This is a genomic window from uncultured Ruminococcus sp. (assembly GCF_947301925.1).
Lineage (GTDB): Bacteria > Bacillota > Clostridia > Oscillospirales > Ruminococcaceae > Ruminococcus.
In genome coordinates, this window is record NZ_CAMYUE010000002.1 from 1 (window position 1) to 15,697 (window position 15,697).

12 protein-coding genes are annotated in these 15,697 nt (G+C 36.8%); 2 read left to right on the plus strand and 10 right to left on the minus strand.

The window, feature by feature from the left end; all coding sequences use genetic code 11:
- Window positions 1-30: 30 nt before the first annotated feature.
- Window positions 31-864, plus strand: coding sequence for a hypothetical protein (locus tag Q0Y65_RS03455; RefSeq protein WP_297957091.1), 834 nt, complete (start codon window positions 31-33; stop codon window positions 862-864).
- A gap of 12 nt (window positions 865-876) precedes the next feature.
- Here the strand turns inward: Q0Y65_RS03455 and Q0Y65_RS03460 are convergent, their stop codons facing one another.
- The 9 genes from Q0Y65_RS03460 to Q0Y65_RS03500 form a co-directional block, all read right to left on the minus strand.
- Window positions 877-1,839, minus strand: coding sequence for a TIR domain-containing protein (locus Q0Y65_RS03460; RefSeq protein ID WP_297957096.1), 963 nt, complete (start codon window positions 1,837-1,839; stop codon window positions 877-879).
- A 10-nt stretch (window positions 1,840-1,849) separates the two neighbouring features.
- Window positions 1,850-4,240, minus strand: coding sequence for a sacsin N-terminal ATP-binding-like domain-containing protein (locus Q0Y65_RS03465; protein ID WP_297957099.1), 2,391 nt, complete (start codon window positions 4,238-4,240; stop codon window positions 1,850-1,852).
- A 33-nt stretch (window positions 4,241-4,273) separates the two neighbouring features.
- Entirely contained in the window at window positions 4,274-5,758 is a 1,485-nt protein-coding gene (locus Q0Y65_RS03470; RefSeq protein WP_297957102.1) for a class I SAM-dependent DNA methyltransferase, read from the minus strand.
- A 3-nt stretch (window positions 5,759-5,761) separates the two neighbouring features.
- On the minus strand, window positions 5,762-6,718 hold the full coding sequence (locus tag Q0Y65_RS03475) for a hypothetical protein (RefSeq protein WP_297957105.1): 957 nt from the start codon (window positions 6,716-6,718) through the stop codon (window positions 5,762-5,764).
- 79 nt (window positions 6,719-6,797) lie between these two features.
- Complete coding sequence (locus Q0Y65_RS03480; RefSeq protein WP_297957108.1) at window positions 6,798-7,514, minus strand: hypothetical protein; 717 nt, start codon at window positions 7,512-7,514, stop codon at window positions 6,798-6,800.
- Complete coding sequence (locus tag Q0Y65_RS03485; RefSeq protein ID WP_297957111.1) at window positions 7,514-8,734, minus strand: restriction endonuclease subunit S; 1,221 nt, start codon at window positions 8,732-8,734, stop codon at window positions 7,514-7,516. The genes Q0Y65_RS03480 and Q0Y65_RS03485 overlap by 1 nt, the downstream gene beginning before the upstream one ends.
- On the minus strand, window positions 8,721-9,479 hold the full coding sequence (locus tag Q0Y65_RS03490) for a hypothetical protein (protein ID WP_297957113.1): 759 nt from the start codon (window positions 9,477-9,479) through the stop codon (window positions 8,721-8,723). The genes Q0Y65_RS03485 and Q0Y65_RS03490 overlap by 14 nt, the downstream gene beginning before the upstream one ends.
- 86 nt (window positions 9,480-9,565) lie before the next feature.
- On the minus strand, window positions 9,566-9,901 hold the full coding sequence (locus tag Q0Y65_RS03495; protein ID WP_297957116.1) for a hypothetical protein: 336 nt from the start codon (window positions 9,899-9,901) through the stop codon (window positions 9,566-9,568).
- A gap of 12 nt (window positions 9,902-9,913) precedes the next feature.
- Window positions 9,914-12,652 (minus strand): type I restriction-modification enzyme R subunit C-terminal domain-containing protein, encoded by a 2,739-nt coding sequence (locus Q0Y65_RS03500; RefSeq protein ID WP_297957118.1) that lies wholly within the window; start codon window positions 12,650-12,652, stop codon window positions 9,914-9,916.
- A gap of 527 nt (window positions 12,653-13,179) precedes the next feature.
- On the opposite strand from Q0Y65_RS03500, the gene Q0Y65_RS03505 reads away from it, so the two are divergent.
- Window positions 13,180-14,205 carry a YhcG family protein gene (locus tag Q0Y65_RS03505; RefSeq protein ID WP_297957120.1) on the plus strand — a complete coding sequence of 342 codons (1,026 nt, stop codon included), beginning with the start codon at window positions 13,180-13,182 and terminating at the stop codon, window positions 14,203-14,205.
- Between the two features lie 196 nt (window positions 14,206-14,401).
- On the opposite strand, the gene Q0Y65_RS03510 is transcribed toward Q0Y65_RS03505, so the two are convergent.
- Entirely contained in the window at window positions 14,402-14,860 is a 459-nt protein-coding gene (locus Q0Y65_RS03510) for a helix-turn-helix domain-containing protein (protein ID WP_297957123.1), read from the minus strand.
- Window positions 14,861-15,697: the final 837 nt, after the last annotated feature.

Sequence of the window (15,697 nt, forward strand, 5' to 3'; positions counted from 1 at the left end):
GATCGAAAAGCACGTCAGGAGGGAGAAATAATGCTGAACGAAATTGAAGAATTCAGGGCTTATACGGGCAAGCCCGTTTACAAATGCAGCGGCAAGCGGGACCTCTCCTTCCTCGGACGTTTCAGCTTTGAAATGATGAAGGACTTCACAGGTCTGAGCCGCGTGCTGACTATAATCGCCCGCGGATATATGTTCAGAAATGGTGCTCCCGATGTGGACTATGCACGGCGAGCTCTGTGTGCGTGGTGCAGTATCCCCGACAAAAAAACTGCCGCTCCGAAAGAGGCGTGGCAGTTCAAAACTGATTTCAGTGACCTTCATGAGGAGTTTCCCGAATTGGTGGATAAGACGGGAAAAGGCTGGTTTTACAGGCACGTTCACAAGGTCGAAAAGTTCATCACCAAGAACAGCGAAAACATGAGCAAGACTACTCTCTTCAACGCTGAGCCGTTGAAAAACAGATTTGACGCAGCATGGAGAGATAAGGTCAAGCAGTATCAGGTGTCACTCTATTCGCCCGAGACCAAAGGTGCGTGGGTACTGCGGTTTGATGATGTATTGGCGGACGCTCTGGAGCTCGGACCGCTGGCGGATAAGACAGTTTCCTTTTCTGATGATGAGAAGGCGCGTATACAGGCGCTTCTGCCTGACGGGCTGCCGTATGAGGTTGCGGAAAAAGTTATCGCTTACTGTATTGACAACAAGCCTGCTGATTCAGACTATGTTATCCTGCCTGTGTCCAACTTTGATGCTTACTTCGGAAATACCAGCTTCAGCCACAAGTGGCTCAATATGTTCCCTGACACTCTGCTTGAACGTGACAAGCAGTGCTTTGGGGTGTGTAGGGTGAAGGTTATTTTATAATAGCATGAACTATTATTCCAAGAATCTAAGTATATCCTTATAATCAGAATCAACCACTTGCTTGAAATTCACACATAATCTCGTTTTTAGCTGATTAATAAAAGAAGCTAAATTATCGTTTATGGTTGTAAACATATGATATGTGTTTTCAAGTGTGGTTTTCGCTTTCCCTTCCGGAATCTGGTCTATTTTTCCTTTATATTCTCTTGCTTTATTTGCCCAATATAGGTTATAATTGATACTGTCTGCATCATTAAAAATATGGGCTCCGCCTTGTTCTCTATTACAATATTTGTTTATATCGTCATCAGAAAGAACTATAAAAAGCAATCTATCCATATAATTGCGATCTCTCATAAGTTCACAAATTTCATACATACAATTCTTAGATTTTAAATATGCATCACTAATTAAGGATAAAACATAATCCTGTTCCTTAATCGTTTGCATATATTTCTCGATGCTATCTTTATATACTAATTCTCTGGTATCACGAACAATATTAATGCGCTTATTCTTAAATGGTAAGTCTCTATCAATGATATCGGCTATCTTACTGTCATTCCAGCAGTACGATAAAAATATATTTATATCTTTTTTTTCAACAGCTAAATGCGAATCATCGTCATAGTAATATGCTATGCCATTTAAAGCGACTTTATTTTTTGATGGCGATACGGTAATATAATCTATCTTTTCACCATATATACTACAATTTCCATATCTAATAAGATCACAATAATCCGGAAGCAATTTTTTTAGCTTTTCCGAAACGCCAGTTATATCATAATGTGAACCTTTTATTATGATTGAAACGCCAGTATCTTCTACTCCAAATACGATTGTTCCTCCATTTGAATTCATGAAAGAACATGTCAAACGTCCAAGATAATCTAAGTCTTTAGCAGGATAAACAAATACAGCATTCTTTATTTCACTATAGTCTTCTAAATACTTCATAATGACTTCATACATCTATTATTCCTCACTTATATAAATTCTTTAATGGGAAACATGTTATTCCTGTAGTTTTTAATAAGTCTTTTAAGGTGATTTGTTTAACACTTTTCCCGTCATCCGTCCATAATTCATATTCGTAATCATCTACTGCATCAAATTCGGCTTCTTCAAAGAAGATTACTTTATTATAATCTCTTGGTCTAACTATGATTCTTATGTCGTTACTTTCTTTTTTGGCAAAAAAAACGGTATTGGAGGCACGGCCATTTTTCCATTCTTCCAGTGTTTCACTCACACTATATTTGGGATTTTTCTTTAATTCATCGTAAACATTTCCGATACTTCTTTCAATCATCTCTTGAACTCTTTGTGCTGAATATGGACTATGAGAAGTTATGTGTTTGAGCAATTTCTTAGTTTCTTCTGGAAGTTCCTTATCTTCATTAAGCAGTTGGGCTAATTTTCCTATGCTTGAAATAATGGAGTCTAATTGATCCATGCTTAGATTGTTATTCTCCATAGCGGTTTCAACTTGATTGGCAATCTCTAATTTCTTTATTGTATCTTCTGGTTTGCATAATAAATGCTGTTTTTCATATATATCAGGGAATAATTGCTTTGCTTCTTCTGAATGCTTCAAAAACCAAATAATTAGTTTATTGAAAATTTGTTGCATTTCATTATCGCGGCTGTAATTTGTCTGACTGTTTTCTCTTGCTAATTCTTCTCTAATCTTACTACTGATTTTTTCAGCGATGTAATTGTTATTCCTTGATTCAAATACTGGGTAACGCATAAGATTTTTATTAATTAATTCTTCTTCCACATTACCACCTAAATTGCAAAGAATTTCTTTTAGTTCTTCATCTGTATCATCATAGTATAGATGGGTGAAAATATCATGCTCCTTAAATTCGTTTTTTTGATTCAAAAAAATCATCTTTTGACTGAAATCGTTTTTTTCTTGATTCCAACATAGTTTGTATAATTCATTAAGAATTAATGGCGTATCACTATTAATTTCCCAGTTCTTTATGCAGTTAAGCAACTTATTTAAAGTGAATACACTTTTTTCCATATTGTTAGGACAAACTTTTTTCCAGTTGATAAGCTCAGCTTCATTTGGAATTGGACAATTAACTGTTTTATGAACTAAAAACCAAAAGCCAGATGGATTTTGTTCGTAATATGGTATCAAAACATCATCAATGGAGTAAAATGACTCATCGCCATCTGGAGTTACGGCTTTAATTATTGGTGCTTGAAAATAAAGGTTTTGCACTTTTTTCTTATAGTTTAATAGTTCATTATCAATTAAGTCATCATCTATAATCTGACAAATATTAAATCCTTTTTCAACGTGATTCCTTGCTGCACCATTCAGTAAGTTTTCATATAGACTAAGAGCAGTGTTTAATATTCTAATATTACACTCTTGGTTTATTAGTATGTTATCGCGTTCTTTGGTTACATAAAAACTACTATCATTAATAATAATAGGAAAAGGAAAATTCTCCGTGCCAATCAACGGAAAAGCACAGAATAATTTGGGATGCCTTGATATATCATCGAAATAATGTTTTCCATCATCATTTCTTCCTAATAAACAAGCTATTGATGTTGAACCTTGAAATTCTACTCGAATAGTGATTGTTTTAAAACATTTATCATTTTCTCTATTAAAATTAATGTTTATTATTTTATAATTACTACATGATCTTACAATTCTTTTGTTTACAATAATATTGTTAAACTTAACAGTACCCAATTTATCTGAAAATGCGAGAACAAAAGGAATGGTGGACTCCCAGTCAGCATATGCTTCATTACATGCACGTTGAAATTCCTCTTTCGAAATACGTATTTCTGAATCATCATAATTATATTCAAAAATTGTATTATACAAATCATTGCCAATTTCTTCGTTATTCTCTAAATTATCAATATTATCAAGAGCTGTGCTGATTGAATTGCGAAGCTCATTATAATCTTGAGAACTACGATCTAGTAATATATTCAGTTTTCTTAACTTATTGTCATATGATTGATATGCACCTTTTATTCTGACTTTTGTAGCTAATAAATGTGTGGAAATAAAACCTGTACCAAATTTACCTGTTTTTTCTTCATTTGTCCTTTTGGCGGATATTTGAGTGAATAGATCAATTAAGTTTTCTTTATTGAAGCATTTTCCACTATGCATAAATGTTACATTAGACTCTGTAGAATTAATACAAACATTCACAGGTTTATCATCATAACAATCAGATGCGTTTTGAAGCAGTTCCCATACCCATCTTCTTCGATTTTTATTCTTATTAATGTCTGTATCATTAAAAATGGCTTCCATTTTTTCTGATATTGTATTAAGTGCAGAATCTAGTGTTTTTTGTTTATAAACGTCATTATCTGGCATTTTCTAATCTCCTTAATGAATTTCGAATAACGTTTAATTCAATTGAGCCTTCAAATCTTTAAAACTATCAAGTGCTCCTTGAAGATTTTCTATAATATCGTCCGCAAGTTCATCGGCAGGAGGCAGATTATCAAGGTCAGCAAGTGACTTATCTTTAATCCAGAAGATATCCAGACTCAACTTGTCTCGTTTCAATATCTTATCAATGCTGTATTTGCGGAAACGTCCTTCAGGATTATCTTCACTCCATGTTTCCGATCGCTCATATCGATTCTCAGGGTTATAGCATTTAATGAAGTCTTCAAGGTCTGCCTCTGTCATCGGATGCTGCTTTAATGTAAAGTGGATATTAGTGCGGAAGTCGTATATCCATACTTCTTTCGTCTGCATCTCCGGACTTGCCGGGCGCTTATCAAAAAAGATAACGTTAGCCTTAACACCCGGTTTATAGAAGATGCCTGTCGGTAATCTCAGAATCGTGTGTAAGTCCGTAGTTTCAAGCAGTTTTCTGCGGACTGTTTCGCCTGCACCGCCTTCGAAAAGCACATTATCAGGTACGACCACAGCAGCCTTACCGGTAGACTTCAGTATAGTATTGATGTGCTGAACAAAGTTGAGCTGCTTATTGGAACTTGTTGTCCAGAAGTCCTGACGATTATATACGAGATCTTCGTCCTCCTGTTCACCTTCCTCATTTGTAAAGGTAATAGAGGATTTCTTGCCAAACGGCGGATTAGTCAGCACATAATCATATCTCTCGCCCGAATCCATAAGAAGTGCATCTCCGAGAGTAACAGGGATATTACCATAAATATCGCCTATATTATGAAGATACAGATTCATCAGGCAGAGTTTGAATGTAGTAGGAACTATCTCATTACCATGAAAAGCCTCGGATTTGAGGAACTCCTTTTGCTCACGATCAAGAGAATAATTATCAGGATTAGCTATATAATCCTGTGCTGCGAGCAAGAAACCGCCGCTTCCGCAGCAAGGATCCGCAACAGTTTTCATTGGCTCGGGGCGAATACACTTTACCATAGCTTTTATAAGCGGACGGGGAGTGAAGTATTGTCCGGCACCGCTTTTTATATCCTCGGCGTTCTTCTGGAGAAGTCCTTCATAGATCTCGCCCTTGACATCAGAGGACATGGACACCCATTTCTCCTTGTCGATCATTGCAACGATGCGGCTGAGGATAGCAGCGTTGCTTATTTTGTTTGTAGCACCTTTGAATATCTTACCGAGGATACCGCCTTGTTCACCGAGTTTTTCAAGTATTTCACGATACTTGTCCTCAAGCTCAGCACCTTTCAGCAGGCTCATGTCATTCCAGCCGTATCCTTCTGGGATACCTGTATTGCGCTTATATGGCGGGCGTGAGTATTCATCGGACATTTTTAGAAATATAAGATATGTAAGCTGTTCCAGGTAGTCGCCGTAGGAAACGCCGTCATCACGTAAAGGGCCGCACATTCCCCATACTTTTGATATTATGGTTGATGAAGTTTCTGACATAATTTACTCCTGACTATTTTTTCGCATTTTTTCTAAATAATGTTTACTCAATTCAATTGTTTTCTTATAACACTTTTCAGAACCAATAACTTTTCCTTTAGAAGTCGATAAATAATTAAATTCCCACTTTGAAATCTCTTCATTAAATATGAACTGGATTTTATATGTTGGTTCGTCAAATATCGATTTGAATTGGTCAATGTTTTCATCAACAGATGAAATAACTTCAGTTGATAAAGCATGAAATAGTATATTAGTATCATTAGTTCGAATTATTAATTCTAAAATATAGCCTCTATTCTCTTTGAGAATATATGTTATTGGTCTATTTTTAGGAATAATTCGACTTGAGGCTAAGACTAAAAGTTCCTTAATTTTATTATATGTATTTGAAATATCTTCAGAAATATTATCCGATAATCTTTCAGCCGTTTTTTCTAATGTTTTCTTTCCGCACAAAACAAGAAAAGACCCAGCAACAAGATTAAGAACAATTTCAGGATCAGGAATTAGCGATTTTCGCATCATTACTTTGCATTCGACATCCTTTTTTTGTTCCAATTCTGTACAGACATCTTTAAAATCTTTATATTCAAAATTTACAGGGTCTAACTCGATTCTATTTTTTTCATACTCAAATGGCTCAGTATCTGCAAATGGTCTATTATCATATTCTGAAGAAGTAATATATACATTCCCAAGTTGAGAAATAGAGAGTCTTTCAAATTTCTCAAATGTCTCCTGCTGAACCATAACTGCAAATTCACCATCATCAAGTTCCACGATTTTGGCATTTATAGTCTTTCCAATAGGCATTAAAGTACTGTCATGTTCAATGCCAACTGATGGAACGTATTTTCCGTTATTTATTTGACTTGCAAAGTTTTCAAGAGCTTCTTTTGTCAATCTACAGTTATGACGATCTTCATGAGTTGTTGCACCTATTCCTTCAATAATCATTTTATCACTCCTTAAAGTTTAATAAACTCAAAAGCTTTTAATTATCAATAATTATTTAACTCACAGTAGAATTTTGTCTTTATTCATGAAGCTCTTTATGAGCAATCCAGAATGCTCTATCATGCTTTATAACCAGTATATCAATTGGACCGCCAACAGTTTTAACACAGTTTTGAAATGCCATAGTTTTTATTGTTACATCGATAGCATATTTAGCAAAATCAATAGCATCTTGCAGTGTAAAATACTGCCAATTGATTACATTTGAAGGTAAAGGAATATAATCATCCTGATTCTTTATGTACATAGGGGTTAATAACTTCGATAGAATTAAAAATTCACCATCCCATACAGCACCAGGTGAGCCTGAATTTATTTTTTCAATTACAGGAAGTCCCGCATTTTTGTTTTCGAGTTTAATATGATTAATAAATATTTTATAATCTTGATATCCCGCAACTAAAAAATGCAAATTCAAGCAAGGTGCAATAGAATCAAAAAAGGTGACTAAATCTTGCGATATTGTTTCAATAGTTGATTCCTGATTGGTTTTTTCAGAGATAAAATGTTCTATATATTTTGATATTGGAATTCCATTTATTGAACCATCTCCGCAAGTAGATATGCCTATTTTGTCATTAATTAAAAATGTTTTATAAGTTGTATCGGTTATTTGTGAACCCAAAGCATGTCTTATACTTCCATCAGGATATGCTTGAGTTAATGAACCAGTTGAACGGCTATCACTTGCCATGACTATACCTTCATATGTGTTTATTGCTATAATTAATGACATTATAATCCTCCTTCAAAAGCCTGTTTCAGAATGCTCTGCCTGAGAGCCTCGGCTTCCTGTAAAGCTGTATCTATTGTTTTTTCTATGCTGTCGCAGACGGACAGGCGGGATTCTATTTCTTGAATTACTTGAACCTGTTCGCTAATTGGGCACCATGGAAAAGGTAATTCCTGAATCATTTTTTTGTTTAGCACATCCATTGTTGCACCATGAGCTTTTTCTTTGTATAATGCCCTTAAATAACTACTCTCAAAATAATACTTAAAAAACATAGGCATCATTTTACTTTTATCCAGAGAAACCTTTATTAATCTTGGATTGATAATGCCAGGTTTACAATTATTGGATAGAACAAGTATTTTTCCGACAGTTCCTACAAGGCTAATAAGAACATCTTGCGGTTTAACTTTACATGTAATTAATTCCCGATATTTTTCTTCGCTTATGTAGTAATTTCCGATTTCTTCATCACCTGCTATAACTTGTTCTTGACCATATATTTTAAAACCATTTTTAGTATAGCACTCTTTTTTTAATGAAGAACCAAATGGACCTGCTTTTAATGCGTTTTTGTCTTTTTCGATTAAGTCATTTATATCTGTTTTTTTCCAATTATTATTAAGTTTATTCTCTTTTCTCCATTGTTTGGTCAATTCTCCTTCAAACGCCTCTTTCAGCACCGCCTGCCGATACACTTTCAGCTGTTCCTTAGTCTTTTTCAGCGTTTCAACGCCGCTGTCAAGCTGAGAGAAAAGCTCCTCGATTCGGGTAACTATGCGGTGTTGGTCTTCGAGGGACGGAACATACAACTCAAAAGACTTTAGTAACTCCTGATTAAGATGAGGAGTTCCAGTTCCTTTAATACTTGTATTGAGCTGTATATATTTTCCTTGAATAAAATGATAAATATATTCCGGAAGAACAGATTTATCAATATCTATTCTGGCAAGAGTAGAACCAACGTAACCTTTAACAGCTCTGCCTACCAATCCTGAACGAGAACCGTCGCAAACAATAAGCAAATCACCATATTCACAAGGTAGGCACTTCTCACCATCAGTATAATTATCAATTATTTTTTGCTCAAATGCTTTTATATCAACATAAGGCATAAGCCCTTTTTCAAGAACTTTTGAGATTAGCTTTGGCTTTTTTCCTTTACTAATCTGGATTATTTCTTCTATTTTTTTCATCATATAGTTATCCTTAGTTTTTTTCATGCAATTCAACTTCGGCAGTATTTATAGTTGTTGGAATCTTAAATTCTTGTTTCAAAGGATAAAGAAGCACTTCTTCGATGTTATTATTCAATGAATAATTATCACTTGAATCTATTTCAAATTGATAATTATACTCTTTCTTTTTATTTAGATAAGAAATGATAATTTTCAAATCATATTTACTTATTTCCCAAAAGAATTCGGTGGTTACCTTTTGTTTTGCTTCGTTATAAAAATCACTTGACTTATACTCCTTTTCGCATTCTTCGTAGTTTTTTTCACTGTTTATAATTGTTTTCACACTACTATATAAATCCTTGGTATTAAGGTTAATGCTTTTCCAACTTGACTGGAATTCATCTGAAAACTCTGTAAAAGCACACGAAATACTATTTTCAGGAATTCGAAAAGGGTGTGCAACTTCGGTAGTTTGTGTGAAATTGCCTATAAAGTTCTGATTGATCGGAGATATAAAACTCGACCATGTAAGATTCTTTTTCTTTCCGTCTTTTGTCCTTGTAATAACAGCGTCTATCCTTTTAATTGAAACAGGCTGGTTCATCGCTTCAATTACTCCATTTATTTTAATATAAGATCCGCTTCGGTTAAAGAAAATCATTGATTTTTCATCAGTGTAATACTTTATCTTAGGTTTTTGAAATACTTTCTTCCATATCATTTGAAAAAAAGGAATAAGTATTGCTACTACAGAAATAACAAGTGAAATTATTTCATATATTGTCATGATAATCCTCCTCTATGATGTCAAACCTCATCTACTCTAATTGATAATTATTCAAAACAGGAAATGAAGCCATAACAGATAAGACATCATCTTCTTGTAGCTTCAAGCCACTTTCTATTGCATTCATAACATCCAGTTTCAGTTTTAGGTATTAGTTTGTGGTTTAATCCCCAGCAATTTGAACAATAATGTATCTCCTCTGCATCATCTTTAAGAGTGATGTAGTTCTCTTTATGCATTATTATTCTGCTTTCTATATCATTAGCCTTTTTCAATTCTTCGTTTTCTTCTTTAAGCTTTCTTATCTCATCCTGCATTTCAAGAGCTTGTGCGCCTAAATCAAGAAGCTGTTTAATCAAATCTGCGTTATCAGCTTTTTGAGCAAGACCTATCGCATCTTTTATACCTTCATATAGTCCCATAATAATCCTCCTTTATGCTACCAATACCTCATTCATTTCTATCAAAATCTCTTCATAGCTGTCTCCGAAAACCTCATAGAATCTGCCGAGACCGCCTTTATGGTCAAAGGGGTTGAGGTCAAGGTCGTCGGGCTCAATGCTGAGAGAAGCTATGATATGGTCTTTTATAAGCCTGAGCCACTCCATTTGCTCCTCTGTGAAATGAACCGCACCTGCATTCCTGCGGAGAGTCCATTGCATGAAATTATAGTTGACCTTGTCCGCAAAAGGCTGCAAATTATCGGCATATCCCATTTCAAAGCGTATTATGGATATAAGATCAGTAAGTTGAGCCATAGTGCCACGCTTTACCTTATCAGGCTTCTTTATGGCGTAGCAGTCCCACAGGCGCTCGACAGTGATGCCCTTGTTTTTCAGCTTTTCATACAGCTTTTTCAGGCTTGCTATCGCCATAGGACGATTTTTGTAGCTCTCGTTATAAATGATACGGAGTGCAATAATCTCGTCCTTGTTTTCTTCTATAAATTCATGGAATGTCTGGATAGTCCTGTCAACGTTCTTTTCCTGCTCGGAATCAAAATCTGCGAACAGAACAGTGTCAAGGTTTACATTATCAATTATCTGCTCATGACTTCTGCGTATGTTTTCGATGAAGTCCCTTGTATCAGGATCATAGAAAGGCTTTACCGTGTCAGCGATCATTGCTTTCTTAGCTTCATTCAGCTGTTCTTCATCAGGTTCAGCGACCTGAAATGTGTCGACCGCTGTTTGTTTTATTACCTCTTCGTCAAAGGCATTGAGGAGAGCTTCAGCGAGTTTACCTGCAGGTGTTCCGACATTCTCCTCAAATTCCTTACGCTCACCCGGAGTCATCTGACTGTTAAGACGTACAAGACGATTGGCAAGAGATGTCAGAGTATCTTCGTCCTTTGATCCCAATGCGACATTGAGCATGAGCTCTTTCATAGAAACAGTAGGCTTACGTTCAAGTGTTCTTGTTTCAGTTTTCTTGGACTTTGTAACACCAACAGCATCAATGATAACAAAATGATCCTTATTCTCAGTCGCAGACGGTGATACCTTTTGGAGATCGTCCTTGCCGAGAGTTCTCGTTCCACGACCTTTCATTTGCTCGAAATAGTTCTTGCTGCGTACATCACGCATAAATATAAGACATTCAATAGGCTTGACATCGGTGCCTGTTGCGATCATATCAACGGTAACAGCTATTCTCGGATAGTAACTGTTTCTGAATTCTGCAAGAACAGTTTCAGGGTTGGAGGCTGAATAGGTTACCTTTTTGCAAAATTCATTTCCCTCGCCAAACTCTTCACGAACTATCTGTATGATATCATCAGCGTGGCTGTCTGTTTTGGCGAATATCAAGGTCTTCGGAACTTCCTTACGCCTTGGAAACAGCTTTGTATACAAGTTTTCCTTGAATGTCTTGATAACAGTCCTTATCTGGCTTGGGTTTACGATATCACGGTCAAGCTGAGTCGGCTTATAGTCAACATCTTCATCAAGCTGCTTCCAGCGTTTTTCTCTTGACATACGATTGCGTGACTCAATAAGCTGCTTCATTATATGAGCACCATTTTTGCCAACATTGGTCTCAATAAGGAATATATCTTCGCCGACATTTACACCGTCAATAATAGCCTGTTCCCTTGAATATTCACTTACAATATTCTGATTGAAATACGCAAAAGTGCGTTTATCCGGAGTTGCAGTTAGTCCAACAATAAATGCATCGAAGTATTCAAGCACCTGATTCCAAACATTATAAATGGATCTGTGGCATTCATCTACAATTATGCAGTCGAAAAATTCAGGAGGATATTTCTCATTATAAACTACTTCTTTTGGTGACTTCTTTTCCATTGAAGTCACTTCTTCAAGTGAGATCTCATCTATAGATTCATCAGTTTCTTCTCCGCTGAGAATGGAGTACATTCTTTGTATTGTACTGATACAAACTTGTACATCGGACGGTATGTATGAACTTTTTAGCCTGCGAACGCCATATATTTCTGAAAAAGAACGATTATCATCATTCGGACGATATGCAAGAAATTCACGTTCAGCCTGCTCACCAAGACTCTTGGTATCAACAAGAAAGAGAATTCGGTTCATTTTGCCAAATTTAAGCATACGATATGCTGCTGTTATTGCAGTAAACGTCTTACCTGCACCTGTAGCCATCTGAACTAATGCTCTCGGTTTATTCTCAGCTAAAGACTTGTCCAGAGTTTTTATAGCAGTAATCTGACAATCTCGAAAGCCTGCGCCATCGAACTCTGGGAAATGCTTCATATTGTTTCTGATAGTGTCGTTTCTTCTTATAAGACTGGCTAATGTTTCTGGTCTATGGAATGAAAACACTGTCCGTGAACGGTATTTCTCATCGTTGTAGTCAGTAAAGCGAGTGAGCTTATCTGTAGCTTCATAAGCAAATCTTATCTTGTACTCGCACTTGATCCACTTAAATGTGCTGTTGGCATAACGAGAAGACTGTCCTTCAACAGTTGTTATATTCTCTCCTTCTTCACTTTTCTTAGCCTCAATTACTCCGACTGGTGTTCCGTTTACGAAAAGTGCGTAATCAACAGGACCAGTATCTGTCGGAAATTCGCGTACAGCGACGCCGACAGCAGCATTAGGATTTAATCTTTTAACATCTTGAATTGTCCAACCAGAAGTTAGTAGCTTTTCATCAATTATTTTTCTTGCTTTCTGTTCGGGCGTCATAATTTCTGCACTCCTTTACAAAAAATTACAATTTACCAATTATAATTATAGCACAATTTGCTACAAATGTCAATTAAAATCTATAAACAGTCTTACAATAAAATATAAAAAAATTAATGTAAGTTCAACGATACCTGCACTTCGTTTTCATATTGAGTCATTATCAGTAGGAGTATTCCTGTATATATACTTAATAACAGACAGTTTATTGTCAACCAGCTTGATATTCAAGCTGCCTTTTATGCTATCATCAATGAAGTTATTTTTCGATGTTTCGTTTCTATAGTAATAATAAATCAGTGTTTTATCATTAACAAAGAGTTTTTCTGAAACAAGATTATACGGATCGCATTTTTATACTCGTATACTACAATATCACAAGAGAACATACAATTGCTATAGCTTTCGGTAATATTATATTGTCGAATAATACACTCTGTTTATGGAATGTTTGCCGAGAAATCTCTTGAAAAATAGGGCTAAGTATGGTATAATAGGTGTATCATCAGGAAATGAGGGCGAACCCTATGGATAATGAAATCATAAAATCTGAGAGCAATTCAGAGGATATATATACTTCCATACGTTCTTTTGTTATAACAGCGCAAAATAAAGTGTATGCCGCTGTCAATACTGCAATGGTAATTGCTTACTGGGAGATTGGCGAGCAGATATACAAGGCTTGCGGAGAAAATGACAGAGCTGAGTATGGCAAAAATCTTTTGAAGTACCTATCTGACAAACTTACCGCCGAATTCGGAAAAGGCTTTACAGAGCGAAATCTGCGTGCAATGCGTCAGTTTTACAGCTGTTTCCCGAATCGGCACACACTGTGTGCCGAGTTGAGCTGGTCGCATTATCGCATACTTATGAAGATAGCCGATAAGCCTGCCCGTGATTTTTACACAGAAGAATGTGCAAAATCAGCGTGGAGCGTCCGCCAGCTTGAAAGGCAGATCAATACGATGTACTATCAGCGGCTGCTTGCAAGCAAGGACAAGTCCTCGGTGGCAGCGGAAATACAAACCAGCACGCCAAAGCCAGAGTATGAGAAAGCGATAAAAGACCCGTATATCATGGAGTTTTTGCAGATAAAGCCCGATACTCATGTGTATGAGAGCGACATTGAACAAGCTCTGATAGACCACTTGCAGCAGTTCCTTTTAGAGCTTGGACGCGGCTTTTCCTTTGTGTCAAGGCAAAAGCGATTTACGCTTGACGGTCAGGACTTTTTCATTGACCTTGTGTTTTACAATTATATCCTCAAATGCTTCGTGTTGTTTGACCTCAAAACTGACAAACTCACACATCAAGATTTGGGACAGATGCAGATGTATGTCAACTACTACACAAGAGAACTTATGAACGAAGGCGATAATCCGCCTATCGGCATTGTGCTGTGTGCAGAAAAGAACGATGCTGTCGTGAAATACACTCTGCCTGAAGGCAACAACCAGATATTCGCTTCAAAGTATTTTACCTATCTGCCGACTGAGGAAGAATTGAAACGTGAGCTGCGAATCGATGAGTTTCATAAACTTGAAGAAGAGTAACAATATGATATATCATTTGTGAATACTACCGGCACTAAACGTAAGATTTGAACTCATGAGAACTCTTAAAAAATAATTCGACCGCAATAATTGATAAGGTTTATGCAACCGCTATATTTAGCAGAATTTGGGCAGCCGTAATCCGTGCAATAAAAAAGCAAGCAGCTATTCTTGATACAAGCTGCTTGCTTTGCTTTTATCTGACCGCCTTATAGCAATGACGTTTCACTTCTCGTTTATCGGGCTCGCAAATCAGTTCACCATGTTCGCACAGCGGTTTCAGCAGGTAGTCCCGGCAAAATCCTGCACCGAGATTGAGATGCTGTGCTATCTCGGTTATCGTTCTGCGAGTGCGGCAGTAGCGGAGCACTTCACGCTGATAGTCACGGACATTTGGTTTATCGCTGACAGCGTAGACCGCAAGGTACTCAAGCACCCATTCTTTCGGATATATCAGGCGATTGCCTAAGTTATAGTGACGCAGCATACCACAGTTTTTCAGGTTCAATACAGTAGCTCTGCCGACTCCCAGCATCTTCATTACGTCCTTTGTACCGAGTGCGTCAGGGTAATTTGAATACAGCTTTCGGAGCTTTACGACCGTCCTTATCTGTGCTGAAGTTAGCTCCCAATCGGTGTAACTTATGTCTTTCATTATACTTCCTCATTCCTCAGATTTTTTTGTTGCTGAAGCGGAATTATACATATTTCGTTAACGGTGTACACAAAAACCGTTCACAATCGTATCTAACACTTTTCTAACACTTTTGAGACTTTTTTTCACGATTTTTGCTCAGATGTTGCTATCAGTCAAATACGTTAACACAGGCATTAGCGGAGCTTCGATTGTTACACTTGGCTAAACACAGCCATTTATCGCCTGACAGGCTGATGCGTTCCGACACCAATTGGAATGTGCTGACACGTCCTGAAAAACGTCGGGCTCTGCTCCAAAACCGCGTGCCGAGGGTTCAAGTCCTTCTGCCCCTGCCAGAACGACAAAGCCTGTATTTCGAGGAAAGCACCGAAATACAGGCTTTTCTCTTACCTGTATGAAACAGTTTTAAATGCATTTTTGCAGATTCGTGTGCAGCAAAAAAAGGTGTTATGCACACGGAATGCACATGAAATGCACACGACGAAAGGCAGTATAACGATACGAAAGAAGACAGCTCCCGCGAGGGAGCTGATCTTTTTATAATGAATTAAATGGAAGCATTAGCAAAACGGGATATATACGTGTATTCAAGGAAAGGACAATTACGCAAACCAAGCTTCATGGTCTCAAGTATCTGAATAAGCTCGGATTCGCCTATCACATAAGGAACCATCGCATACATATATTTCAGGAAAGTTCTGCTGAATATTCCGTGTTCGTATGCGAACTTCTTGAATCCTTCAATGTCAATCATTTCCTCCGGTCAATATTATAGCACTGCATATCATAAATATCAACCATTCTGTACTTAAAAGGTTGACAACTAAAACTTAA

Bases quoted from the DNA above. Each gene is read 5' to 3' on its own strand.
- Q0Y65_RS03455 (WP_297957091.1), top strand. From the start codon at position 31: ATGCTGAACGAAATTGAAGAATTCAGGGCTTATACGGGCAAGCCCGTT.
- Q0Y65_RS03460 (WP_297957096.1), bottom strand. From the start codon at position 1,839: ATGTATGAAGTCATTATGAAGTATTTAGAAGACTATAGTGAAATAAAG.
- Q0Y65_RS03465 (WP_297957099.1), bottom strand. From the start codon at position 4,240: ATGCCAGATAATGACGTTTATAAACAAAAAACACTAGATTCTGCACTT.
- Q0Y65_RS03470 (WP_297957102.1), bottom strand. From the start codon at position 5,758: ATGTCAGAAACTTCATCAACCATAATATCAAAAGTATGGGGAATGTGC.
- Q0Y65_RS03475 (WP_297957105.1), bottom strand. From the start codon at position 6,718: ATGATTATTGAAGGAATAGGTGCAACAACTCATGAAGATCGTCATAAC.
- Q0Y65_RS03480 (WP_297957108.1), bottom strand. From the start codon at position 7,514: ATGTCATTAATTATAGCAATAAACACATATGAAGGTATAGTCATGGCA.
- Q0Y65_RS03485 (WP_297957111.1), bottom strand. From the start codon at position 8,734: ATGAAAAAAACTAAGGATAACTATATGATGAAAAAAATAGAAGAAATA.
- Q0Y65_RS03490 (WP_297957113.1), bottom strand. From the start codon at position 9,479: ATGACAATATATGAAATAATTTCACTTGTTATTTCTGTAGTAGCAATA.
- Q0Y65_RS03495 (WP_297957116.1), bottom strand. From the start codon at position 9,901: ATGGGACTATATGAAGGTATAAAAGATGCGATAGGTCTTGCTCAAAAA.
- Q0Y65_RS03500 (WP_297957118.1), bottom strand. From the start codon at position 12,652: ATGACGCCCGAACAGAAAGCAAGAAAAATAATTGATGAAAAGCTACTA.
- Q0Y65_RS03505 (WP_297957120.1), top strand. From the start codon at position 13,180: ATGGATAATGAAATCATAAAATCTGAGAGCAATTCAGAGGATATATAT.
- Q0Y65_RS03510 (WP_297957123.1), bottom strand. From the start codon at position 14,860: ATGAAAGACATAAGTTACACCGATTGGGAGCTAACTTCAGCACAGATA.